Genomic DNA, 23,842 nt, shown 5'->3' with positions numbered 1-23,842 from the left:
AAATCTTTCGCTATTATAGTTATGTCTAATAGTATTTTTTATTTTGTAGGATTTTTACATAATTGTTAAACAGCTAATCACGAACGAGTCCAAGATATAAGATGTGGTTAAAAAAAGTGATTAATCTTGCACTATCGGAATTTGGAGTACCAACAGCATCTTTTCAATTGAGATATTGACCAATATTTGAGGGAAAACTGAAACAAAAATTAACTTTAGTAGGAGATTAAATTTGTTTTGAATGATTATATTTTTATTTTTTTTCATATTTTACTGCTGTTGGATGACTTATTATCACCAGCATTATGAATTAAAGTAGTTTTTTTTTGATTTTAAATTCGAGAAACAAGACAAACAAATTGACACTATATTTTTAACAAATATTACAGATTATTTCTCAAAAACTATTGCATCAGTTGTCGCTCCTAATTGGGTGAGTGCTTCTGAAATGGCTGTTACAAATTGTGGTGGACCACACACGTAAAAGTGCTGTTTAAAGTTGTCTATTTTTTCTTTAAGAAAAGCATAATCAATTCTACCTTTTTCGTAGCCTTCTTTTTTTTCATCAGTGAGTGTATTAATGAAATTATTACCAAGCATATCACTAAATTCTTCTTTGAGAATTATATCTTTTTCGGCTTTGTTGGTAAAAATTAGTTTATTGTTAGCAATTTTATTGTCAGCTTTTAACTGCCTTAAAATGGCAATGAATGGTGTAATACCTGCACCACCAGCAATAAATACTCCTTCGCCTTTATATTCAATTGCGCCCCAAACGTCGCGGATAATAAGTTCGTCACCGTGTTTTAATTTTCCTAATTCTTTTGTAACTCCGTTGTGACTATCATAAATTTTAATTGTAAACTCTAGATGCTTATTATCATTTAAACTTGTAAATGTAAAAGGTCGCGTTTCATTTTTAAGTGCGGGAGTATTTATGGACACTTCGGTTGCTTGTCCAGGTGTATAATTGAAACCTTCTGGCTTTTGAATTGTGAATCGCTTTACGTCATGTGTAACTAGACTAACTGAAATTATTTTTACTGTATAATTTTCCATTATTTTTATTTATCAGGAATTAGAAGTAAACTCATGAATTGGGTCTTCCTTTTAGTCGAATATCAATTCTTTGTTTTTTAATGGTTAACCTTTTCATTAAATCCATTAAGGTTGTTTCCTTTGTGTTCTGATAAATTTTATTGATTGCTAATACAAGCCGTTTTGCTTCTCTTGAAGCTTCTACACGCTCACTAGTAGTCATATGACTCATTTTGGCTTTTTCAAATATTTCTGCTTCTTGTAAAATTTCCATAATTTTTATTTTATTTTTTTGTAATAATCATTTAGTGTATGTTGATATGAATCATCTATTGGTTGCGAAGAATCATACTCAGGACTGTTTTTTACTTCATCTATTAAGTGATTGATAGTAACTTTCTGCTCCTGCCACTGAACATCTTTAATCCAATGCGGAGAGATAATAACCTTTTTTCCAGAAAACCAGTTACCGGTTTCTACAACTAGATAAAGGATTTTCCAAGTTACATCATCAATTATAAAATCTTCCACTTTTCCTATGTCCCCGTCCAATGCATTTATATCATAACCTGTGACCTCTTTTGTACTTCTCAAATGCGGTTTGTCATTCGACTGCGCTTCCGTTTTACTTTGCATCAATTCCTTCTCTGTTTCCCTTACTTCAACTAACGGATAGCCCCACATCCCTAGTCCCATCTGTCCATTTATGCCGTTTCCGTAATAGCCAGGCCAAGAGTAGTATCCACGGATTAAATCTTCTTGTTGCTTTGAAACAGGTTTGTCTGTGGCAATATCAGGACTGTTTTTTATTTTTTCCTTTGTTAGATTTAAAGATATTATTTTTGATTCTTGTTCTACTTTTTAAAACGCTTCAGGCGAAATCAAAACTTTTTTTTCAGAAAGCCATCCGCCTGTCTTTACCACTATATATCTAACGGTTGAGGTTTGATCATCAAAATAGAATTCTTCTACTTTTCCAATTTCACCATCAGTTCCATTGATGGAAAAGCCTAATAAACTGTTTACACTTTGTTTCATGTTATTTTATTTTTCTTTAATTATTTGCTACAATAAAACAAGTTTTAAATATGCATTAATTTAAATTATTAATAAAAAATCAGAGTCTATAATCAATTCTCTAACACGTTTATTTAAGCATAGTGGTAGTAGCATTATGAGTCAAGCATACTTCACCAAATCTTTTTCCCAAATCTTTATCCAGTAAGTAAAGTGCAGCAACGTTTGCCTCCTCGTTACCCATAATATTAATTTTATTCAGTAACAGCTCAATACGATTTTTTTCTTTAATTTGTTATTTGCACGAAAAATTATAAGAAATTTAATATAGCTTAATCTTCTTTATCTAACGCTTTTTTACCACTTTATAAATGGATTTTATAGTATTCGCTTACTACGTAAATGCTTTTTCAAAACCACCTTTTAAGCTATATTTATCAAATAAATAAGGAGGAATACGATTAATTATCGCTTTTGCATCGCTGATTAAATATATTTCAATATTTTCATTACATGGTTTCATATTTCTATCAGCTAACATGAAAGAAAAATTTTTCACTGATTTGTTTTTTTTGTTATCAAATTAACTTACAACTTAAAAAAAGATTACGATAATAAGAATATACATTTTTGGAATTTTCTAATTTATTTTTAAATTGAAAATGAACTTTTACATTAAATTAACTACATATTTTAAACATAACTGGAATTATGATGCTAATTGTCATTTTTTTATGAATTTTTGTCGAAAATAATGTTACTAAAGAAGATTGATATTCAAACTGTAAGTATTATATGTATGAAATAGTGAATTTAGGTATTATAATTTATTTACAACTTATACAATTCATAAAGTTTCATATATAATTCATAGGTTTAAGTTTTAATTTTTTTAGGGTAATAAGGACTTATTTTTTATATGACTGCAATGTTTGAGAAATTTTGCAGGATAGCGCAAAATAAAACAGGAAGTCTATTAAGATAATGTCTAAAAAAAACTAATTATTGGGTCGCAAAGGAAAAAGCAAGACTGGATTTGTCATGATTATAGTATTTGCTGTTCTTATTTATTAATTTTTATTCCTAATTTCACTAAAAGTTTTGAGCTTTATTCCAGCAAAAGAAGCGATGGATGTAGCCAAATTTGCTTAATAATTCTAGAACTTAAAATGATTCGCCTATAATTAAGTAAAAGCCCGTGCCTTCTCTAGTGAATGCATAATCTAATCGAGTCCAAATGTCTTTTTTTGGAAATAACAAAAATCGTAAACCAGCACCGGCAGTAACCGTTAAATTAGATACATCTAAATTATTGACTTTATTAAAAACTGTGCCTGTCCCTGCAAATACGGCCGCTCCAATTCGGTCGGTAAATTTAAACGGAATAGGTAAAAACCGAAATTCTACTTGAGCTGCCAGCTGATTATTATCTCTATACCTACCAAAATAATAGCCCCGCATCATACTATCTCCGCCCATTTGTGCGAGTTGGTTGAAGGGAACATCTCCAAAATTAAATTGTCCCAACAGTTGAGCTGCGAAAACATTATTTTTTCCAACAGGTCTGTAAATTCTAGTATCAGATAAAATTGAGGTAAAATTGAAAGAGCTTCCCCAAGCAGGGTTACTGTGCAATAATGCTACTTCGGAAAAAAATCCTTTCCGCACATTCAAAACATTATGCCTATTATCAAGCACTAACCCTAATCCTACGCCTAAATTATTGGATCCTTTATTACCCAAGGGCAATGAAAAATCTTGATTATTAGGTTCGGCTACAACAAAGTCGACTGCTGAAAGACTTTGATAATCTAACTCTAGACCTAAAAATAAATTTTTCTTTACTTTTTTTAAAACACGTTCCTTGATAATAATTTGATTTGCATCAACCCGAGCCGTGTACTCTTTTGGCGTGTTGATACCGATGCCATTATAAAATAACGGGAAACTTTGCAGGCGCACCCTTCCAAGAAAAAACCATCGATCTTGATCAGAATAGATGGCATTATCAAACCACAATCCATATTGATTCTCTAATGTAAAAAATGTGAAACCATTTATTTCGCTTAACCTATTGGTTGTATCCCGCTTGGCATAATATACATATAAAGAGCTAAGCCCGATTTCCCATGTAGTTTCGGGGGCATAAGCTATAGTTGGGTATATTAATAGTTGCGGTTGGGACAATTCAGTTGAATCGTTGAGTAAAGTATTCCAATATTTTTTGACGAAACTCTGTGCATTTAAGTTACTTGTAGGAAGTATTAAACTCGCAATAATGAAGGTAAGTATTATAATTCCAAATTTCATTTAATGGAAGAGATTAAAATTAAAAATATTGTAACTATTCAGCCTCTAATTTAGCTAAAGTTTTAAAAGCGGCTAATATTTTGTCCATTTTTAATACAGGTATCTATTACTGCCCGGATTAATGCATAGATTTGAGCTCCTTTTTCGGTTTTAAATTGTCCTAATATTTTTTGTTTAACTTTTACGCTTCTAATGGATCTTTCGGATCCATGATTATCTGGTGGAACTTCATAATAATGTAGAAAAGTAAAGATATAATTCTTGTATTTAGTAATCCTTTTGTGAAAAGCATTAATTTCTTTTTGGTTCTTAGGGACAATTTCTTAAAGTAGTACGTTTAGCGTTTCAAGTATTTGAGCTCTTTGTGTTATATATGTTTAGTATTGATGTGGGGTTAATTTTTTTTAGTTCTAATACTTCAAATAACATTGTTTTAAAATTTGTAGTACATTTAGATTAGTATTTTTGTTCGAAAAAAATCAATTCTTTCAATAGATGTGCGATGCAGAGTAGATGAGTTTTGCAGGGTGTCTTAAAATGGCTCAACCCTGAAGGCGTGTACCAAAACAGCATTCCTAAATCCGTTTGCAAAGATATTTTAAATGTTAGCAAACCCGATTGTTAGAGAATGCGATAAAAGTCATTAACTTATTTTGCCAAGCCCAAAACCAGCCTTTCATAACGTTAACTTTTTTGCCAGTTTGTTCATTCTTATTTATTTAAATATTGGTATTCGCCTATACTTTGTATTTTATCTGCTCAAACGACTCTTTGTTGTTTTATTTTTGCTGCAATTACTTCATTTGCTGGTGTGCTTTTTGAACTAACCCGTACAATAAATTGCAAATTGTTCCTCTAATACCTAACTTAACATTTGTTATCACCCCTTACTAAAACCTAAAATAACACCTATAAATAAAAAGCCCCGTAAACACTAATGTTTCGGGGCTTTTAAGCGGAGAAAGAGGGATTTGTATTGCCTACTTAATTCGCTTATATATAGCTTGTTATAAAGCTGTTTAAAACTAGGGTCTCGATTTTGCTCCTGTCAATTTTAGTGCAAAAATCATGTAATCTTATCTCAGTAAAAGTAATGATTTTGACTGTTTAATCAAAGTGTATTTATTATTTATTTGTCAAAATTTGAACTAATTATTGAATTAATTTTGAACTGGTAAATTTCAAAATTTGTTTAGGTTAAATAAAGTTACTAGCCAATAATTAATGGTTCAACCTGTTCAATTTTTAGGATTTTATATTGGTAAATCTATTCTATAATTTAATAATGATGAAAAATTAACAATGTAATTAATAATCGAAATTTAGAATAATACTCTTGTTTTATAGGGGTTAAAACACTGACGAAGCAGTTAAGCAATGTGGTCTTTTTCTATTATTTCAAATTGGACCAAATTTAACTATCTGTAGTTTTATTAATATTTTATAAGTTATTTCGGCGCCATAAATTAGTTCTTGTGCAGCTTTATAGTAATTTTTGTTATTGTGTATTCTTCTCAGTGTACCGATTGCATTCATTTGCAATTTTCCTAATTTGACTAAGGATCGTTTACCTTTTTTTTTTTTGAAATATCAATTATCTTTTTTTTACGGAAAATTACGCCTCCTTTTATCTTACTATTTCTAATTGCCGTATTTCAACCTTAAATCACGGCTTTTCTTATATGTTAATTTTAATAATATCAGACACATGGTTGTTAATTTATTAGCTCCTGTCTTGAACTGAAAGTAGCATTTTATTCTTGTTTTATACCAATTGTCTTAATAGAAAATACAGTTTGTTGTTAATTAATTAACGTTAAGAACTAGTGGTATTTTATACTTTTCGACTCTCATATATAAACGCAAAAACTATCGAGATTATGATTAAACGCAAGGAAAAAAAATGTGTAAGATATTTGGCTAGTGAGATGTCAAAAGCGGACCGATCCCTATTTGAAATCGAATTGTCTTTAGATGATAATCTAAAATCAATTTATGAAGATTATAAAATGATATGGGTTTGTTACCCAACAACTAAAGAAACTATTATTACTCCTTCGTTTAAGGAAATTGAAGGAACATTTATAAATCATCATACTCTAAAAAATAATAGATTCAATTTTAGAAAACCACTTTTATACGCCTTTGCTTCGCTTTCCCTCTGTTTTTTAGGTTTATTTTTTTATTTAAATACTCCGCAGTCAATGGTGCTTAGTAATCAAAGAGTTGCAGAAAGAGGGCATCGCTTAAGTTTTACATTACCAGATAATAGTGTAGTGACTCTAAATTCCGGAGGTAGCGTAAAATATGCAGATAATTTTAAGGACCAAAGGGACATTTGGCTAATTGGAGAAGCTTTTTTTAAAGTTACAAAAAATGTTAATTCTCCTTTTACTGTTCACACAGTTGATCTTGATGTACAGGTTTTGGGAACTGAATTTAGTGTTAATAGCGAAACTATAAATAAAACAATTTCTTTAAAACAAGGGAAGGTTAAAGTATCTCTAAAAGAAAATAATGATGAAATCTATTTAATGCCCAGTGAAGAATTAATATTCAACACAAAAACAAATACCGTACTAAAAAGACGTTTCGATATTGAAAAAACGATGGCCTGGAAAGATAATATTTTATTGCTTAAAGATGAAAAACTTCAAGATGCCAAAGAAAAAATTGAACGCTTTTATGGGGTAAACTTTATCGTAAAAAATAATGAAATTGCTAATCTCAGAATTACGGGTTCTTTTAAAGATCAAAATATAAATGAATTTATCAGTTCATTAGAATTTATTACCAATTGCAAAATAATTCAAAGTAAGCCTAATTATTATTTAATAACGAAGTCTGATGAATAGTAAGTCAAGAAAATTGTATAATGAATCCCTTTCGGATGACTATTTGTTCCAGCAAATTAGGGATGATCATTACGAGTCCATGGAGTTGTTTTTTAAAAGATATTACGAAAAATTGTGTCGCTTTGGTTTGGCCTACGAAACAAATTTATGTGTAGTAGAAGAGAAAGTAGCTGACATTTTTATTGAATTATGGAAAAACAGAAAATCGCTGGATAAAATTACTAACCCAAAATCTTATATATATGTAATAGCAAAAAACAGATTAATAAAAGTCGACAAATTCGAGTATTTGCAACAACCGCTAAATGAAAACCAATTTGGGAATACGATGAATTTTCCAAGCCGAGAGGAAGAAATTATCGATGCTGAAAAAAAAGAAATTAATAGCATATTGATAAGTGCTATTTTAAAACATGTCTCAAAGAAATCCCGTCAAGTTTTTGAACTCAGTAGAATAGATGGTTTAAAATACAAGGAGATTGCAGAAGTTTTAAATATCAGTTCTAAAACTGTTGAAAATCATATTGCTTTGGCTATCAGGCAAATTAGTGAAGCTTTACTGCTGCCTAAAATAAAAAAAATTATCAATAAACATAATTAATTTTCACCTTTTCCAACATGTTTTGTTGGTTCTGCATTGTCAAAAAAAAATAACAAAAAAAACACGAAATAAAATAATGAAAAATAAAATTCTATTCCTAGCTTTTATTATTATTCAGGGAAGTGTATGCACTATTCATTCAAAAACACTTAACAAATCGGAATCCTTAGATACTGCTGAACAACTTGAATTGATCACTTTAAATTTAAAAGAGGTAACCATCAAACAAGTTTTTATCGCAATTGAAAAACAAATCGATAGCAAGTTTATTTATAGATCAGATCAGTCCTTTTTACAGAATAAAATTTCGTTAACTATAATTAATCAAGATTTAAATCAGGTATTAAATGTAGTAAGTGCCAAAGCAAATCTAGATTTTAAGATCACCAAAAATGGAGTTTTGGTTAAAGAATTGTTAGTTTTGAGAAATAATAGTTCTCAAGAAAAAAGAAGAATATCAGGAACTGTTTTAGACGGGACCAATCTTCCAATTCCTGGAGCCTCTGTTGCGATTTCGGGAACTACTTATCAAACTATTACTGATTTTGAAGGTAGATTTGCATTAGATATACCTGCGGACAGCAAAATTCTGACGGTCACTTATGTAGGTTTTGAGAATAGGACTGTAAATATTGAAAATAAAAGCATTTTTAATATTGTATTGATGGAATCAGCCTCTCAATTAGATGAAATTGTAGTAACAGGTTACGGTACTGAAAAAAGAAGAAATATAACGGCTTCCATTTCTTCTGTAAAGATGAAAGAGATTAATTCACAACCAAAGTCTAATGTTGTGGAGATGTTAGAAGGTCGATTAGCCGGGGTTCAAATTATGAGCGATAATAGCCCTGGAGGAGGAACTTCTATACGTGTTCGTGGATTTAGTACCATTAATAATAACGATCCCTTAGTGGTTGTTGATGGAGTGCCAGTTTCCAATGGATTAAACGGAATCAATCCAGCAGATATTGAATCTCTTCAAGTTTTAAAAGATGCCGCATCGGCCTCCATTTATGGGTCACGTGCTGCAAATGGCGTTGTTCTAATAACTACAAAAAAAGGCGGTAAAGACGGAAAAACGCAAATGCAATTTGACGGATATTCAGGAATGCAAGCGGCATTCAATTTACCTAATATGTTAAACGCACAACAGTATGGCGACTTGTTATGGCAAGCAACTAAAAACGATGGCAAAGTACCTTCAAATGGTATTTATGGGAATGATCCAAATCAAGCTACTATTCCTAATTTTATCAATCAAACAAATACTATAAAAAGTGGAGACGTAAACTGGATAAAAGAAATTATGCATCCAGCGGCTGTTCATTCATATAATTTGTCAGTTTCTAAAGGAGATGATAAAGCACAAAATTCGTTTTCGCTAGGTTATTTCAATCAAGATGGAATTATAAAACATACCAATTTTGAGCGTTTTTCCGCACGATTCAATTCTAGTTATAAAATAAAAGATTGGTTAACGATAGGAGAAAATTTTACAAGTGCCTACACCACTCAGGTTGCCGCAGGAACGAACAGCTCTTTGGGTAGTATTGTTTATGATGCAATGCAGTTCCCATCTATTGTGCCTGTTTATGATATAAATGGCAATTTTGCAGGAAATCCTATAAATGATATTTCAAATCCATTAGGTAGATTAACACGAGCTAAAGATAATAAGCAAAAAAGAATTCAAGCATTGGGTAATGTTTTTGCTAGAGTTTCAGTAGGTGATTTTACATATAATACATCTTTAGGTTTAGATTTTCAAAGCTATAATTATAGAGGTTTTTCACCCGTTTTTGACGAGATTTTATCGCGGAATGTTAAAAATGAATTGACAACTAACAATAGTTTTAATTATCAGCTTACCATTTCAAATACAATAAATTATAAAAAACAACTTAATAACCATAATATTGATGCCCTCCTAGGTCAAGAAGCTATAAAATATTATTATGAAGGATTTGGAGCTTCACGACAAAATTTTCTATATAGTGATTTGAATTTTAGGTATCTAACGTATGGAACCGAAAATCAATTGAACTCAGGAACAGCTGAGCAATGGGCACTGAATTCTTATTTTGGAAGAGTAAATTATAATTTTGGACAGAAATATTTGGTTACAGCAACGGTACGACGAGATGGAACTTCAAGGTTAGTAAATAATAAATGGGGGACTTTTCCATCGGTTTCAGGGGGTTGGAGAATAGACAAAGAAAACTTTTTTAAGGTAGGGACCACTATAAGTTCTTTTTTATTAAGAGGGAGTTGGGGACAAACTGGAAACCAGCAATTGCCTTCCTATTCTACAGTAGATAGTTATACAAATAATAATAGTTATTCTAATTATGCTATTAACGGTAGCCAAAATGTAGTTGCTACAGGATTGACTCAAACCCGCGTTGCCAATTCTAATTTGGCATGGGAAACCACAACACAAAAAACCTTTGGTGTAGATTTGGGATTTTTTAATGACAAATTAAATGTTACAGCAGAAGTTTACGATAAAGTTACAAATGATATCCTAGTTTACAATGTTGTTCCACTTACTTATGGTGGAACAAATGATGGGCAATGGGTCAATGATGGACAAATGACAAACCGCGGTTATGAGTTAAACGTAAATTTTAAAGATAAAATAAATGAATTTAGTTACGATGTAGCGTTGAATTTAGCAGGAAATAATAATAACCTTTCCGCTTTATCAAGTGCCCCTTATTTAGGAATACCAACTTCCTCGTTGCATACTGTAAATTTTGGTCAAGAGGTGTCCAGAAGTGCTGTGGGACAACCTATAGGTTCCTTTTATGGTTTTGTGACGGATGGATTATTTAGAAGTAATCAAGAAGTTACAGATTATGGTTTACAACCAAATGCAAAGCCAGGAGATTTGAAATTCAAAGATATTAATGGAGATGGAATAATTAATACGTTAGACCGAACATTTATTGGTTCGCCACATCCTGTTGTAATGTTAGGTTTTAATGTTAATCTAAAGTACAAGCAATTTGATCTAGGAATGTTTTTCAATGGAAATTTTGGAAATGACATTTATAACCTGACAAAGTATAAAACACAGTTTTTTAATCAGGCGGCTTATAATAAAGATGCAGCATTATTAGGAGCTTGGACAGTGGATAATCCCACTTCAAATATTCCAAGATTATCCTTAGACGATACTAATAATAATATTCGTCCATCCTCTTATTATGTCGAAGATGGATCTTACTTCAAGTTAAATAATTTACAATTAGGATATACGTTCAAACCAGAAGTAGTTTCAGGAATGAAATTGCGATTTTACGGGCAAGCCAGTAACGTGTTCACAATCACTAAATATAGCGGAATGACACCACAAATAGGATTGCAAAGTTACTCATCAAGCAATAGAAACCTTGATATAGGTATTGATAGAGGACTTTATCCCCCTTCAAGAACATTTATTGTAGGCTTTAATTTAAACTTTTAATTTTTTCAAAATGATACAAATAAAAAACATAATGAACGCGGCATTGCTAATTGGTTTATCCCTGCAGTTGAGTTCTTGCTCTAATGATTTCTTAGAAGAAGAGACTTATGGTGAAGTAAAACCTTCTGAAATGACACAAGCGGCAAATGTTGAGCGTGCCATTATCTCGGCTTACAGTGTTTTGAACGGACAAATAGATGGTGCATCGAATGCATTTAATTCTCCTGATTCCAATTGGAGTTTTGGCGATGTGACTTCGGATGATTGCTATAAAGGAGGCGGAGGAACAGGTGATCAAAATAATATACACCAAATGGAAATCTTCAATGCAAATTCAACCACTATCGACATCGTACGAAAATGGATGGCCTTATATGAAGGAGTTAAGCGAAGTAATGAGGCGATGCGTTTATTGAATGCTTCTACAGATTTTGATCCCGCTTTAAAATTAAAGCGTGCTGCTGAGTTGCGATTTTTAAGGGGTCATTATTATTTCGAATTGAAAAAAATCTACAATCGTATTCCTTATATTGACGAAACTGCTAATACAGTTGCTGATTATGCAAAATCAAATACTATTTTTACTTCAGAGGAACTTTGGGGAAAAATCGAAGATGATTTTAAATTAGCCTATACTGATCTTCCTGAAATTCAAACGGATAAAGGCCGACCTACAAAAATCGCAGCTAAGGCTTATCTAGTTAAATGTTATGTGTTTGAAAAAAAATGGCAGTTAGCTTATGATGCTTCAACTGAAATTATGAGCAGCTCTTATGGTTTATTAAGTGATTTTCAACAAGTGTTTTTACCTGAAAATGACAATAATAAAGAGATTATTTTTGCAGTGCAACATTCTATAAATGATGGACAAGCGAGCAGTTATAATGGAAGTATTGGGGATCGATTAACAGCACCAGGCGGACCTTTTTATGCTCAATATGGTTTTCATAGACCCTCTAAAAATTTAGTAAATGCGTTTAAGACAAATAGTGTCGGTTTACCTCAAGAGGATAATATAGATGTTCTAAATAGCGATAAAGTAGATCCCCGATTAGATATTACAGTGGGACGTCCTGGAATTCCTTATAAAGATTTAGGTGTTCTTTATTCAACGACTTGGGCAAGAGATTTAGCCACCTATGGAGAGTTCGCTCCTAAAAAGAGGATAGTTTCGGCAAAATCGCCTTTTTATGTAACGGTTTGGCCGTATGTTAATGCCTTGAATTACTATATCATTCGGTATGCAGAGGTAATTTTATGGCGAGCTGAAGCTTCAGTAGAAATTAATAAATTGGAAGAGGCAAGAGCATTAGTTAACCAAATTAGACAACGTGCTTCTAATTCTACTTATGTAAAAACACTGGATGGAACCGCAAATGCTGGCAATTATAATATTAGCACTTACACTTTGCCTTGGACAAATTCAATAGAAGCCACAGCAGCAGTTCATACTGAAACCAGATTAGAATTGGCTATGGAAGGGCACCGTTTCTTTAATTTAGTGCGATGGGGAGAAGTTGATTCAGTTATGAAGACATACCTTGCTGTAGAAAAAACAAGAAGAACACATTTAACGAATGCTTTTTTTACAAAAGGGAAAAACGAATATTTTCCAATACCTCAAAGCTATATTGATGGATTTGCTCCTGGGATAATTACTCAAAATAGCGGTTATTAATATTTAAAATAAAAAGGGCAATCGTGATATTGCCCTTTTCCTATTTACAAAGAAAGACATGAAAAGAATACTAATTATACTGTTGACTTTTATGATTATGAGTCTTCAGGCGCAAAAAGGGAAGGGATTCACTTTAGGTTTTACATCAGCTCATTCAAATGCTGTAGTTCAAGACAAAAACTTTTATCTTTTGACTGCCATCCAAAAAAATGAGGCAGTTCGCAGATTATTAGAAAATGATTTAATTTTAAAATCCATTTATGAAAAACAACAAAAAGAAATTGAGGGACAGGTAATTGTTTTTAAAGATAGTTTGAAAAGTTTAATCTCCAGTTACCAATTCAAAGAAGGAGTTTTAAAAAACATCTCTAAAAGATTAGAGGTATTAATACATGAAAATCAGTTTTTTCAAGATTTTGTAAACGATAATTTGCGTACCTCTGGAGCCTATGAAAATTTCAAGAATGAATCGGACGCTCAATTATTAATAAAGGCGTGGGAACTTTGTGCTACAGGAATGAATCAAATTTCTAGTGTGTATGGGGCAGGTGAAGCGCCGCAGTATGCTGTAATTGATTCCGTTTCCTATGACGTTAAATCTAATTTTTATAAAGGAGCTGTTGTAATGTGGAGTGACTTTTTACAACATGCAAAGCAAAAAGAAAGTCGTTTGTTTTTTCAGCCAGCATTAGATTTTTCTTTAGCGTTGTTGTATATGAATCATAGAGATGAAGCGGCTCGTTATGAGCCATTAGCTGAAAATGAAAATAAAAAAGCAATTGCTCATTTAAAAAATATTAATTTTGATACTTATGCGTATTCTTCGATTTTAGTTTTAGGAAATGGACCCGAAAATTATCAAGACCGGCTTTCGGCGGTAGGAAAATTAAACTTACAATTGGGAGTATTAGAATATCAATCAAAAAAAGCACCGATATTGATTGTTTCGGGAGGACATGCACACCCTTTTCGAACTTCTTTTTGTGAAGCCATTGAAATGAAAAAGGAACTGATGGAAATGTATAAGATTCCAGAAGAAAATATTTTAATTGATCCACATGCAAGGCATACGACAACAAATTTACGTAATGCCACTCGTCTTTTGGTTCTCAATCAAGTGTCTATTACTAAACCTATTTTAGTGGTTACCAATAGTAGTCATAGCAGTTATTTAGGAAATAAAATCTTTGCAGCAAGATGCATGTCTGAGTTTGGATATCTTCCAGCAATACAATTAAAAAGACTTTCTGACACCACCATTGAATTTTTGCCCAAAATCGAATCATTACACCAGAATCCCATCGACCCTTTAGATCCTTAAATTTATGAAAAAAGTAATCCTTATTGTAATTATCCTATTTGCAATTGGTAATCAATCAGTAAACGCCCAAAAAGAGAAACGCAGTCTTTCTCCATGGTATAACGATAAAGTAAATGTTTTTCTTGGAACTTCAGGTGATCATGGACAGATGTCACCAGCTGCCTCTTCGCCTTTTAACATGATGAGTATTGGACCACAAACGTATCCTCATCTTCATGCGGGGTATGAGTATTTAGCAAAGGAGTTTATTGGATTTACGCATACAAGAATTGAAGGAGTGGGATGTGTTGGTACAGGCGGAAATATTTTGGTTAAACCAATTCTTACTGCTGATATTGCTACACCATTAGTAAAAAAAACAGAAAAGGCTTTTCCTGGAATTTACAGTGTTGCTTTTGAAAACGGTGTAAAGGCTGAGATGAGTGTAAAACATAATTTTGGGATTCATCAATATACTTTTCCATCTTCAGGAGCAGGATTATATATCGATTTATCGTATGCTTTTGATAATCGATTTGTAGCAGAAAAGCATCAAATTTCAGGAAAAATGATTAGTGGTTGGGTTGATACACAGACAACTTGTAACAAAGGAATTTATCGTATTTATTTTGCGCTTGAAATCGCAAATATGGAGCATATTAAATCTATAGAGGAGCATAAACTTTTAGTGTCAGGAAAGAAGGACGCAAGAGAAATGAATGTTCGCGTAGGATTCTCCTCTGTGAGTGAGGATTATGCTAAGGCAAAAATAGAATCTCTTGCTGCAGGAGAATTGTCCAAGGAAACAGCGGTGCAATGGAATCGTCTATTAAGTAGAATCAAAGTGGAAGGAGAGAAAGATCGGGAAGATTTATTTTACTCTCTTTTATACCGTGGTTTACAAGCTCCTTTTTTAATATCAGAACCTGATGGGAAATATGCCGCAATTGATGGCACAATACAAAAGTCAAAAGATTTTATATATAATGGTTGGGCTATTTGGGATAATTATAGAGAACAATTACCTATGTTATCATTGGCCTACCCCGAAAAATACCGCTTTATCTTAAGATCGATTGCTAATTTATATTTGCACGGAAAGAATAATTGGGCTACAAAACACGAGCCTTCTCCCACGGTTAGAACAGAACATGCGATCGTAGTTTTATTAGATGGTAATAGAAAAGGTTATTTCATAGACTTTAATCCGATAAAAGATTCATTGATTGCTGAGGTAGATCGATTGGATTATAGTTCACCGGATAAAGCACTAGAATCTTCATACGACAATTGGGCATTATCAGAAATTCTGAAAATTACTAACGATACGTTGTTGAGTAAAAAGTACTTAAATAAAGCGTTAGAATACAAACAGTATTGGAAAAAAGATTTTGCTGATTTAAGTAAAAAAGATATTGATATTATGCCAGCTAGAGGCATGTATCAAGGAACGGTTTGGCAATACCGTTGGTTTGTACCATTTGATGTAAAAGGATTAAAAGTATTGACTGGAGGCGAGGATAGTTTTGTAACACAGTTAAATCAATTTTTCGATGGCGATAATTATAATCATGCCAATCAGCCTGATTTACAAGTTCCCGGGATGTACAATGCGAGTTCTCAACCATGGAAATCACAAAAATTGTATCGCAATCTTTTATTAGATATTGTCATTCAAAGTTATTTTAATGACAACAGTAAAGGAATCGATTCCTACATAGGCCGAATTTATAAAAACGAACCACAAGCGTATGTCCGAACGATGGATGATGATTCAGGAACCATGTCTTCTTGGTTTGTGATGCGCAGTATTGGTTTATCTGCCGCAAACGTTGGAGATCCTATTTATTATTTGACTGCTCCAATATTTAAAACAGTCACTTTTCAATGGGAAAATAAAAAATTTTTTACCATAGAAGTCAAGAACTATAACAAAGATAACTTCTACATAAAATCTGCTAATTTGAATGGAAAAGTTTTGGAAAGAAACTGGTTAACACAAGGTGAAATCCAAGCAGGAGGTTTGCTAATTCTTGAAACTTCGACGGAGCCAAATAAACAATGGGGAATCAAAAATCAATGGATTTCTACTGTAAAAGAATGATTTTATTTCAATGTATTAATTTGATATCAGGAAGTTGTGGTCGAGGTAAGTATTAAAAATGCAAAATATTTTAGAAAGATTAAATTAAGGCTACGGACAGTTGTGAAATCGTACTAGATTGCTGTAATCAGTCTTCAACTATAATTGTAAATAAATAAACGACATTATCGCTAGTAGTACCTGACACCGTATATACGAGTTATAAATATTGTAAATACAATTAATAATTAGACTTTTATAAACAATTATGAATGTTATAAAAATGAACTTTACTCTTTTACTGAATATAGAAGTTTTTTTTATCCAATAATTAGTGGTTCAACCTGTTCTATTTTTAGGCTTGTATATTGGCAAAACTCTTCTATTGATACTAATTCATTTTGGAGCTTGTTGAGCTCTTTTCTAATATTTTGCATTATTCTAATGCTTTGACGATAACTCTTTCCGGTTATGCGTTGTATGTCCTTAGGGTAGATACACAATCTCTTATTATCTATTTTCATACTTTATCTATAGCTTTGATTAGGCTTTGACTTACTTAAAAATCCTATTGCCTAAACGTTTATGTTGTGTAAAATTAGAAAAAAAAATTATTGGTTTAGAAGCATTTATAGGAATAAGGCAGTGTATCTTTCTTCTAACAGCATTTTATATTTTTCTTTGTATTCATCGGATAGGAAAGAGGTATTAACCCAATGGATGGCGATAGGTTTATTTTTCTTAAATCGTTTCTCGATTCCTTTTAGTTGTTTGTAGTTTAAGTCTAATGATTTTCCCAATCGTTCGAAATGCTCCCATTTTAATTTTTTCTTTTTTCCTTCCAAAGTTAAAGCTAGTTCTTCGGTGTCGTCCGGATTTACAATAGCTACGTTCAGAAGATCATAGGCAGGTGCTAACGTCCAGGAGCCGCCTGTGTTTATCATGGAGAAGTTCTTGAGATGCATATCATTATTTCCCGTTAAGAAGCTAAAAATTGCTAACTCCAAGAAATAGACTTTATCCAATAAGGTATTGTCAGAATACTCGTTTAGGGCTTTACCAATTTTTTCCATAGAGCTTTTGTATTTGTCAAAAGCTTCCGTGATTTGGAACATGTCGAGCATGTGGATTTTTTCACCCGTTGCTGTCCTGTCAATACGTTTGGTAATATAGGACAGCTCCCCGGATTGTAAACGTATCAAGCTTGATTTTACCGTATTAATTCCAAATGCTTCTGCAATGCGCATAGTTATATGTTCATTTGCGGGCATTTCAGGGAATTGTTCGGATGGCGGTTTGAAAATAAAGTTACCGCCCAAAGCACCTGCAACGGTAAGACGCCCTTTGTTTCCATCCTGAATCGTGTCATTTACTAGCGATAACGATAATTTGGGTTGTACTCCTGGAACCGCTACGCTACGCTCTACTATATTTTGAGCTAATTCCACCATTTGTTGTAGGGTATGTTCAAATGCAGGTTGCCGCTTTGTTCCAAAAAAAACTAAGCTGCACTGCTCATGAAAATCACCTACAATTGTATCATCCAATATTTGATAACAGTATAAACATTTCTTACTCATCTTCGTTTGATAGGGGTTGGACACTAACTGCTCCGATACAATTTTGGCAGCACGCCAGTAGCAATCCCATTCGGTCGTTTGGATTAATTTTCCAGTTTTTGGATGCGATAGCCAGTAGCCAGCCTTCAGGAATTAATCCTTCAAAAAATGGGAATAATCGTTGATTTGTATAAGTTTTGGCGCTTACGGGTATTGTAAACGTGATGAACTGTTTGGGGTACTCTTTTATATATTTTTCTTTATACTGAAAGAGATATTCTCCCTCATCTGTTTCCGTGAGTATTCCTGCCAATAGGTCTTTATAATATATTGCTGCTTTTCTCATTATTCTTTCTTATCATTTTTGGATAATTCTCTTGCGTTTACTGGTGCGAGGGTATGCCCGAACATTCTGAGAACTTGGTTTACCTTCTCCAAATTTAGATTTTCTTTGCCTTGCTCTATTTTTCGGATAACGGTGAGTGCCACTCCAGCACGGTCCGCAAATGCTTCCTGTGTGAGGTTTACTTCATTTCTTTTTTCTTTTACAAAGTCAGCTAGTGTCATCATGATTATATGCATTTACAACGAATTAAATCAAATATAGTAAATTATATGTAAAAGCATATAGTTTTACTATAAAAATTAATTTTATATGCCTTTACATATACTCGTATATGGTGATTAATTTGGAAATTCGGTGTCATTTAAGTTGATTTATGCCAATTATACCCAAAAGTGCCATATGCAATGGTCATGGCTTTTTTATGCGGTTAAATTGTCTAAAATTTGTTTTGAAATCAATCTAAAAATGTTGCAACTGGATTATGATTGAGGGAATTTTCAAATTATTTCAAACTTAAATTTTAGAAATTATGGCAAGACAGAAAGGCATAATTAAATTGAAAGGTACTATCGGTGATATTACTTTTTACAAAACCCAAGATGGACATTTAGCGCGCGAAAAAGGAGGTATCGATGCCAGCAGAATCAAAAGTGATCCTGCGTTTCAAAGAACACGTGAGAATGGTTCTGAATTTGGAAGAGCAGGAAAAGCGGGGAAGATTTTGAGAACGGCTTTGAGAGCCTTGCTTTTGAATTCTGCTGATGGCAGAATGGTAAGTCGGTTGACTCAAGCAATGATAAAAGTGATCCAAGCAGATACCGTCAGTGTGAGAGGGTTGAGAAATGTGATTGACGGCGAAGCCGAATTACTTGCTGGTTTTGAATTTAATATTAGAGGAAAATTGGGCACAAGTTTATTTGCTCCTTATGTTGTTGGTATTGACCGATTAACTGGAGACAATACTATTGATATAGCTCCTTTTATTCCCGCTAATATGATTGCAGCTCCAGGAGGAACAACCCATTTTAAAATTATTTCGGCTGGCTCTGAAATCGATTTTGAGGGGGAGACTTTCGTTTCCACAAATTCCGAAACTACGATTCTTCCGTGGGATTTAACACCAACAGTCGCTATTACACAAGCAAATCCAGTTACTCCCAATAGTACAAGACCCTTGTTTTTGGCTTTAGGTGTTGAGTTTTACCAACAGGTGAATGGTCAGATGTATCCATTAAAAAACGGATCCTATAACCCGTTAGCATTGGTTAGCGTGAGCGGATTGTAAAATGGTTTTGTTATTAAACAGAATTTATTTTTCTGAAGGAACGCAAGGGAGCCTAGAATGGAACGGCACACTAGTTTGTTACACCATCGAATTGCCTTGGTTAGGAAATCAAAGCCGAATTTCTTGTATTCCCGAGGGAGACCGGTAAAACCAAAAACCAACTATTAATATTAGCGAGTTTATTGTTTAATTTGGCTCAAATGGACCATCAAATGTTACTACTTCAGGAGTATGTTAAGGAATACCAATTACCCAAATTAGAGCGTTCTCGTTTTGAAGATGCTTTTGATGAAATTGAATTATTAGGGTTTCCAACCTCTTTTACCACTTTTGATTTATTGCAAAGTCACTACAGAGGTGATGTAATGGCAAAGAATTTAATCCATCATCACAAAAAGCAAGTTCGCATGTTGGGTTATCTTATTTCGAGAAAACAAATTCCCACGGTTAGAGGTACGATGTATTTTGGCATCTGGGTAGATTTTGAAGGAATTTATTTTGACACCGTTCATTTTCCTGATAATTTATTACAGTATCCTTTTCAAGATGGAGGCTGTTATCTTCTATTAGGAGCTGTTAAAGTTGATTATCATTTTCCAACGCTAACGATTCTCAAAATGGCAAAGCTTCCTTTTGTCCCTGATCCAAGATATTCTGATGCTAAGGATCATCAATTCCTAACCCAACAACGCATCAAGGAAGATGTGAGTAATACCAGTCGGGATCCATATCCTCGGGCGCATGAGATTAATCTGCCCAGGTACAAGATGGGGGAGTAAGGATTTAATTTATTTATAGGTAAAAAGTTGAAAAATTTTAATTTGGATTATTTTGGCGAGCAGGACAAAAAAACTAAGATTACATTTATAAAATGGACTTTTATAGAAAGTTTGTCATTACTATCCGAAAGTTGTGTTAAAAACTTTCGGATAGTAATAACTTTTTATAAATCATTTTTTGTGATTTAGTAAAAAGATTAAAATTTTCTAAGTAATCCAATTCCTGTTTGCCTTCCATTATAAAAAGGGGTAATGATAACTGTTGCTTTTGTTTCCTTTTTGAAAAGTAGCTTTTGCATTTTTGGATACAACCAATAGGCTGTTTTTGTACATAAAACACCAATTCCAGCGCCAGCTGCTACATCGGTTAACCAATGTCGATCGTTATACATTCTAAAGAAACCGGTGCCTGTTGCAATAATATAACCTGAAATTCCATACCAAACAGAAACATCCTTATATTCTTGCCAGAGAAATTCGGCACTAGCAAATGCCGTTGCGGTATGACCTGAAGGAAAGGAATTAAATGACGAACCATCTGGCCGTTGCACGTGTGTTATGTTTTTTAGTGGTAATGTTGTAGCAGCAACTAATAGATAGGACGCAGCCAAAATTATACTTCTGTCTTTAAAATTACTCTTACCCTTTAATCCCATAGCGTTTAAGCCATAAACCGAAACTGCTGGCAGGTATTGTGTAAAATCATCGATGGTAATTTTATGGTCAATATTTTCATTAACCTCTTCTTTAATTTCTGTATTTAAATTTTTAATGGCTTCACTCTCAATACCAATTATCCCATAACCAATAAGTACAGAAGGTATAATTAGTTCTTTATAGCTGATTTTTTTTGTGCTGATAGAATCATTTTTAACTTCTTGTGCAAAAATCGATTGACAGATTAGGAACGTTGATAAAAGGAATTTGTAATTCATGTTTTAAATTTAATACGATTAAAATTTTTATGGATATATTTTAATTCCTTTTAATTAGTTTATTTAAAAATATTCATTTCCTCATTGTAAATAGAACTTTCTATGTTTAAAAAATTTAAAACACTGTGAAACACATGGTTTTGAGACAATGTTTTATTAGGCTTTAAGTGTTTTGAACTATTATCAGATAACCAAACTATAAAAGGAATTTCATATTGTTCTTTCGGTGCAATACTCATAGGTAACCCGTGCATATATAGATTTTTTTCTCCTAAAGATTCCCCATGGTCTGACACAAAAATCATGGTACTTTTGTAAGCTGGTAATTGTTTTAAATCGGCAATAACATTAGATAAAATATAATCTGTATAAACAATAGTATTGTCATAAGCATTGATTAGTTCTTCATGCGAACAATTTCCTAATTCAACACTATTACATATGGGTTTAAAAGTTTCAAATGTGGGTGGATATTTTTTGCTATAGGAAGGTCCATGACTAATACTTGTGTGCAATACTATCAATATTTTATTTTTTTTACTGGCTAAAATTTCTTCTTTTAAGCCAGTCAGCAGAATTTCATCATAATCACATCCTTGACCTGTGCAATTTGGTCTTAAAAAATCTCTATTTTGAAAATTTTTAATATGAATAGGCGGTTCTCCCCAATTTGTAGTTCTCCAGATAACTTCTACATTATTTCTATATAAATAATTGGGCAATATTTCATATAACTCATCACTATTTGTGTGTTCTAAAATACTTTTTACACCTGCTGTAGTGTAGGTAGCATCAGAGATAGCATTAAAATGAAATAAATTAGGCGTTTTAGAAAGTAGTGGATTCGTGTTTTTTTTGTAGCCATATAAAGAAAAATTTTGACTTCTTGCAGATTCTCCTATAACTAAGACTACAATTGATTTTTGGTTGTCTTTTATAATAGCATTTGGCAGTAAGATTTCTTTTTGATTTCTTTTGTATTCATGGGCATAAAAAAGAGAAATATTTACTGAGTAGGACCATGGCATTGCAAGTCCACCTAATTTTTTTGAATTTTTATCAATCCACAACCAGTTACTAGCATTAACAAAAACTAAAGCTAGAATTAATAAAAGAGTAAGAGAAGTGATGATCGAAAATTTCTTTAACGTTACATTTATTATTTTAACTTTTATAATATAAATGCTAGGAATAACTCCAAATAAAATCACGTACACGAGTAATTTTATCGAAAAAAAACTGCTTGATTCTTCATATTTGGTATTGAGAATATTGCCAATCATACTTTCGTCGATAATTATACTGTATGTATTAATAAAGTAAACTGCAATGGAGTTAATAATAAAGAACACGACCAATAAAAACTTTCCAACTAAGCGCGATAGAAAAAAAATCAGAAAAAAAACAAAAGCATTGAGAACTAGCATCAGAATAATTAAACTAATAATAATAGAAATGCCGTTTGTACTTTTATATTCAAGGTTATTAAAAACAAATTTAAAAAAAGGATAATGAAAGAATAGAATATTAAGAACACTCATTAATAACGCAAAATGAGTTATTTTTAAATTATTTTTTAATGTATACATAAATTATTGTGTAAAGTGCAACAAATAAGCTAATTAGTGCTAAATCAAACACTATTAAATTTTCATTAATTATTTTCATTATCAAAGAAATACAGCATATTAAAACGGTTATAATAAAAATTGGATAATATTTTTTATCGTTAATCCATGTCCAAATTTTATATCTACGGCTAATAAAAATGCCTATTAGACCCGAAATATATCCAATAATACTTCCGAAAATAACGTCAAGAGGATAATGCGCTCCTACACCAACTCTTGAAAATACAATAACTAAACCAGAAAGGATTATGAATGAAGCCCATAAAATTTTATATTTCAACCTTTTTGGATTAAAGGCGAAAAGCAAGATGGTAAGTGTAGTAAACACTGTAATAGAGTGTCCTGATGGCAAACTGGCAAAGCCTACAGCTTTTTTACCGATGATAATAAAACTATTGTTTGCAAACACTTCGGCAGGTCTTGGTACTAAAAATGTTTTTTTAAGTATGTAAGAAAATAATAGAGAAACTAGCGAAGCGGATAATAAAGACTCCCATAATTTAGGAGCATATACAATCAAAATAATTAAAAAAGATAAAAATATCGAAGCATCACCAATTTGAGTAAGATTGTATTCTACACTAGGATATTGTCCTAAATTATGATTAATAAAAAAGAAACTATTCTTTTGAATTTGTATGTATTTCAAATTACTTAAACAATCTTGGCTTTGCAGAAATGAAACAATGACAATTATTAGCAATAAGGGGACATAAAACAAACATAGCGTGAGCTTGGAATAGTTATCAATAATTTTTGTGTTCATTATAATTTTTTATTTTAAGATTTAAGTTCCTGATTTTATTTAAAAGTAGCTACTTTTTTTGTCTTTAATAAAATTACACTGCTATTTTGTAGCGCTAAAATCTTATAAATAGGTTGGTAATATCGTGTGATTTTATAAATTATTTGGAAATATTTTTGAGACAATATACAAATTTCAATTTCAAATCTGT

The 23,842-nt window shown here is 32.2% G+C and carries 21 protein-coding genes and 1 pseudogene; 9 read left to right on the top strand and 13 right to left on the bottom strand.

The genetic code is table 11. The features are described 5' to 3' along the window. Positions 1–390 precede the first annotated feature (390 nt). From BUB42_RS11905 to BUB42_RS16950, 7 genes are all read right to left on the bottom strand, one after another. On the bottom strand, positions 391–1,059 hold the full coding sequence (locus BUB42_RS11905; protein ID WP_073020613.1) for an FAD-binding oxidoreductase: 669 nt from the start codon (positions 1,057–1,059) through the stop codon (positions 391–393). Positions 1,060–1,090: 31 nt separating this feature from the next. Continuing rightward, positions 1,091–1,312 carry a hypothetical protein gene (locus BUB42_RS11900; protein ID WP_073020612.1) on the bottom strand — a complete coding sequence of 74 codons (222 nt, stop codon included), beginning with the start codon at positions 1,310–1,312 and terminating at the stop codon, positions 1,091–1,093. Positions 1,313–1,317: 5 nt separating this feature from the next. Beyond that, positions 1,318–1,734: a PRC-barrel domain-containing protein gene (locus tag BUB42_RS16140; protein WP_084118337.1), complete on the bottom strand. Its 417-nt coding sequence runs from the start codon at positions 1,732–1,734 to the stop codon at positions 1,318–1,320. A gap of 165 nt (positions 1,735–1,899) precedes the next feature. Beyond that, positions 1,900–2,076 carry a PRC-barrel domain-containing protein gene (locus tag BUB42_RS16135; protein WP_084118336.1) on the bottom strand — a complete coding sequence of 59 codons (177 nt, stop codon included), beginning with the start codon at positions 2,074–2,076 and terminating at the stop codon, positions 1,900–1,902. Positions 2,077–2,449: 373 nt separating this feature from the next. Beyond that, positions 2,450–2,596 carry a hypothetical protein gene (locus BUB42_RS16470; RefSeq protein WP_170857229.1) on the bottom strand — a complete coding sequence of 49 codons (147 nt, stop codon included), beginning with the start codon at positions 2,594–2,596 and terminating at the stop codon, positions 2,450–2,452. A gap of 623 nt (positions 2,597–3,219) precedes the next feature. Continuing rightward, on the bottom strand, positions 3,220–4,365 hold the full coding sequence (locus BUB42_RS11890; RefSeq protein ID WP_073020610.1) for a BamA/TamA family outer membrane protein: 1,146 nt from the start codon (positions 4,363–4,365) through the stop codon (positions 3,220–3,222). Between the two features lie 62 nt (positions 4,366–4,427). Next, positions 4,428–4,661 carry an IS66 family transposase gene (locus BUB42_RS16950; protein ID WP_396177944.1) on the bottom strand — a complete coding sequence of 78 codons (234 nt, stop codon included), beginning with the start codon at positions 4,659–4,661 and terminating at the stop codon, positions 4,428–4,430. Positions 4,662–6,245: 1,584 nt separating this feature from the next. On the opposite strand from BUB42_RS16950, the gene BUB42_RS11880 reads away from it, so the two are divergent. The 6 genes from BUB42_RS11880 (at position 6,246) to BUB42_RS11855 (ending at position 16,372) form a co-directional block, all read left to right on the top strand. Beyond that, complete coding sequence (locus BUB42_RS11880; RefSeq protein ID WP_084118335.1) at positions 6,246–7,220, top strand: FecR family protein; 975 nt, start codon at positions 6,246–6,248, stop codon at positions 7,218–7,220. Further along, positions 7,213–7,821: a sigma-70 family RNA polymerase sigma factor gene (locus tag BUB42_RS11875; RefSeq protein WP_073020608.1), complete on the top strand. Its 609-nt coding sequence runs from the start codon at positions 7,213–7,215 to the stop codon at positions 7,819–7,821. Before BUB42_RS11880 ends, BUB42_RS11875 begins: the two co-directional genes overlap by 8 nt. A gap of 76 nt (positions 7,822–7,897) precedes the next feature. Next, the gene (locus BUB42_RS11870) at positions 7,898–11,290 is read left to right on the top strand and encodes a SusC/RagA family TonB-linked outer membrane protein (RefSeq protein ID WP_073020691.1); all 3,393 of its coding nucleotides are present in this window, start codon (positions 7,898–7,900) and stop codon (positions 11,288–11,290) included. Positions 11,291–11,300: 10 nt separating this feature from the next. Next, complete coding sequence (locus BUB42_RS11865; RefSeq protein WP_073020606.1) at positions 11,301–12,968, top strand: RagB/SusD family nutrient uptake outer membrane protein; 1,668 nt, start codon at positions 11,301–11,303, stop codon at positions 12,966–12,968. A gap of 58 nt (positions 12,969–13,026) precedes the next feature. After that, on the top strand, positions 13,027–14,289 hold the full coding sequence (locus BUB42_RS11860; protein WP_073020605.1) for a YdcF family protein: 1,263 nt from the start codon (positions 13,027–13,029) through the stop codon (positions 14,287–14,289). Positions 14,290–14,293: 4 nt separating this feature from the next. Continuing rightward, positions 14,294–16,372 carry a glycoside hydrolase domain-containing protein gene (locus BUB42_RS11855; RefSeq protein ID WP_073020603.1) on the top strand — a complete coding sequence of 693 codons (2,079 nt, stop codon included), beginning with the start codon at positions 14,294–14,296 and terminating at the stop codon, positions 16,370–16,372. Between the two features lie 608 nt (positions 16,373–16,980). On the opposite strand, the gene BUB42_RS11845 is transcribed toward BUB42_RS11855, so the two are convergent. The 3 genes from BUB42_RS11845 to BUB42_RS11835 are packed head-to-tail and all read right to left on the bottom strand — an operon-like array spanning position 16,981 to position 18,480. Next, positions 16,981–17,931 carry a HipA domain-containing protein gene (locus BUB42_RS11845; protein ID WP_073020599.1) on the bottom strand — a complete coding sequence of 317 codons (951 nt, stop codon included), beginning with the start codon at positions 17,929–17,931 and terminating at the stop codon, positions 16,981–16,983. After that, positions 17,924–18,256, bottom strand: a complete 333-nt coding sequence (locus BUB42_RS11840) for a HipA N-terminal domain-containing protein (RefSeq protein ID WP_073020597.1) — start codon at positions 18,254–18,256, stop codon at positions 17,924–17,926. Before BUB42_RS11840 ends, BUB42_RS11845 begins: the two co-directional genes overlap by 8 nt. Beyond that, on the bottom strand, positions 18,256–18,480 hold the full coding sequence (locus BUB42_RS11835; protein WP_073020689.1) for a helix-turn-helix domain-containing protein: 225 nt from the start codon (positions 18,478–18,480) through the stop codon (positions 18,256–18,258). The genes BUB42_RS11840 and BUB42_RS11835 overlap by 1 nt, the downstream gene beginning before the upstream one ends. A 305-nt stretch (positions 18,481–18,785) precedes the next feature. On the opposite strand from BUB42_RS11835, the gene BUB42_RS11830 reads away from it, so the two are divergent. The 3 genes and pseudogenes from BUB42_RS11830 to BUB42_RS11825 all read left to right on the top strand — a co-directional run. Then, positions 18,786–19,541 (top strand): hypothetical protein, encoded by a 756-nt coding sequence (locus BUB42_RS11830; RefSeq protein ID WP_073020595.1) that lies wholly within the window; start codon positions 18,786–18,788, stop codon positions 19,539–19,541. 1 nt (position 19,542) lies between these two features. Next, positions 19,543–19,689, top strand: coding sequence for a DUF5675 family protein (locus BUB42_RS16465; protein ID WP_370568410.1), 147 nt, complete (start codon positions 19,543–19,545; stop codon positions 19,687–19,689). After that, positions 19,676–20,320, top strand: a pseudogene (locus tag BUB42_RS11825) (DNA polymerase III subunit alpha); the annotation flags it as partial. The gene BUB42_RS16465 and the pseudogene BUB42_RS11825, both read left to right, overlap by 14 nt. A 197-nt stretch (positions 20,321–20,517) precedes the next feature. Here BUB42_RS11825 and BUB42_RS11820 read toward each other — a convergent pair. Genes BUB42_RS11820 through BUB42_RS11810 form a run of 3 tightly spaced genes read right to left on the bottom strand, consistent with a single transcriptional unit; the run spans position 20,518 to position 23,652 of the window. Continuing rightward, complete coding sequence (locus tag BUB42_RS11820; RefSeq protein ID WP_073020591.1) at positions 20,518–21,255, bottom strand: phosphatase PAP2 family protein; 738 nt, start codon at positions 21,253–21,255, stop codon at positions 20,518–20,520. Positions 21,256–21,314: 59 nt separating this feature from the next. Next, positions 21,315–22,844 (bottom strand): phosphoethanolamine--lipid A transferase EptA, encoded by a 1,530-nt coding sequence (eptA, locus tag BUB42_RS11815; protein ID WP_073020588.1) that lies wholly within the window; start codon positions 22,842–22,844, stop codon positions 21,315–21,317. Further along, positions 22,825–23,652, bottom strand: a complete 828-nt coding sequence (locus BUB42_RS11810; protein ID WP_084118334.1) for a phosphatase PAP2 family protein — start codon at positions 23,650–23,652, stop codon at positions 22,825–22,827. The genes eptA and BUB42_RS11810 overlap by 20 nt, the downstream gene beginning before the upstream one ends. Positions 23,653–23,842 lie beyond the last annotated feature (190 nt).

Source organism: Flavobacterium micromati, from assembly GCF_900129585.1.
GTDB lineage: Bacteria > Bacteroidota > Bacteroidia > Flavobacteriales > Flavobacteriaceae > Flavobacterium > Flavobacterium micromati.
The sequence above is the reverse complement of the archived record's forward strand: the minus strand, read 5'-3'. Positions and strand labels throughout refer to the sequence as shown.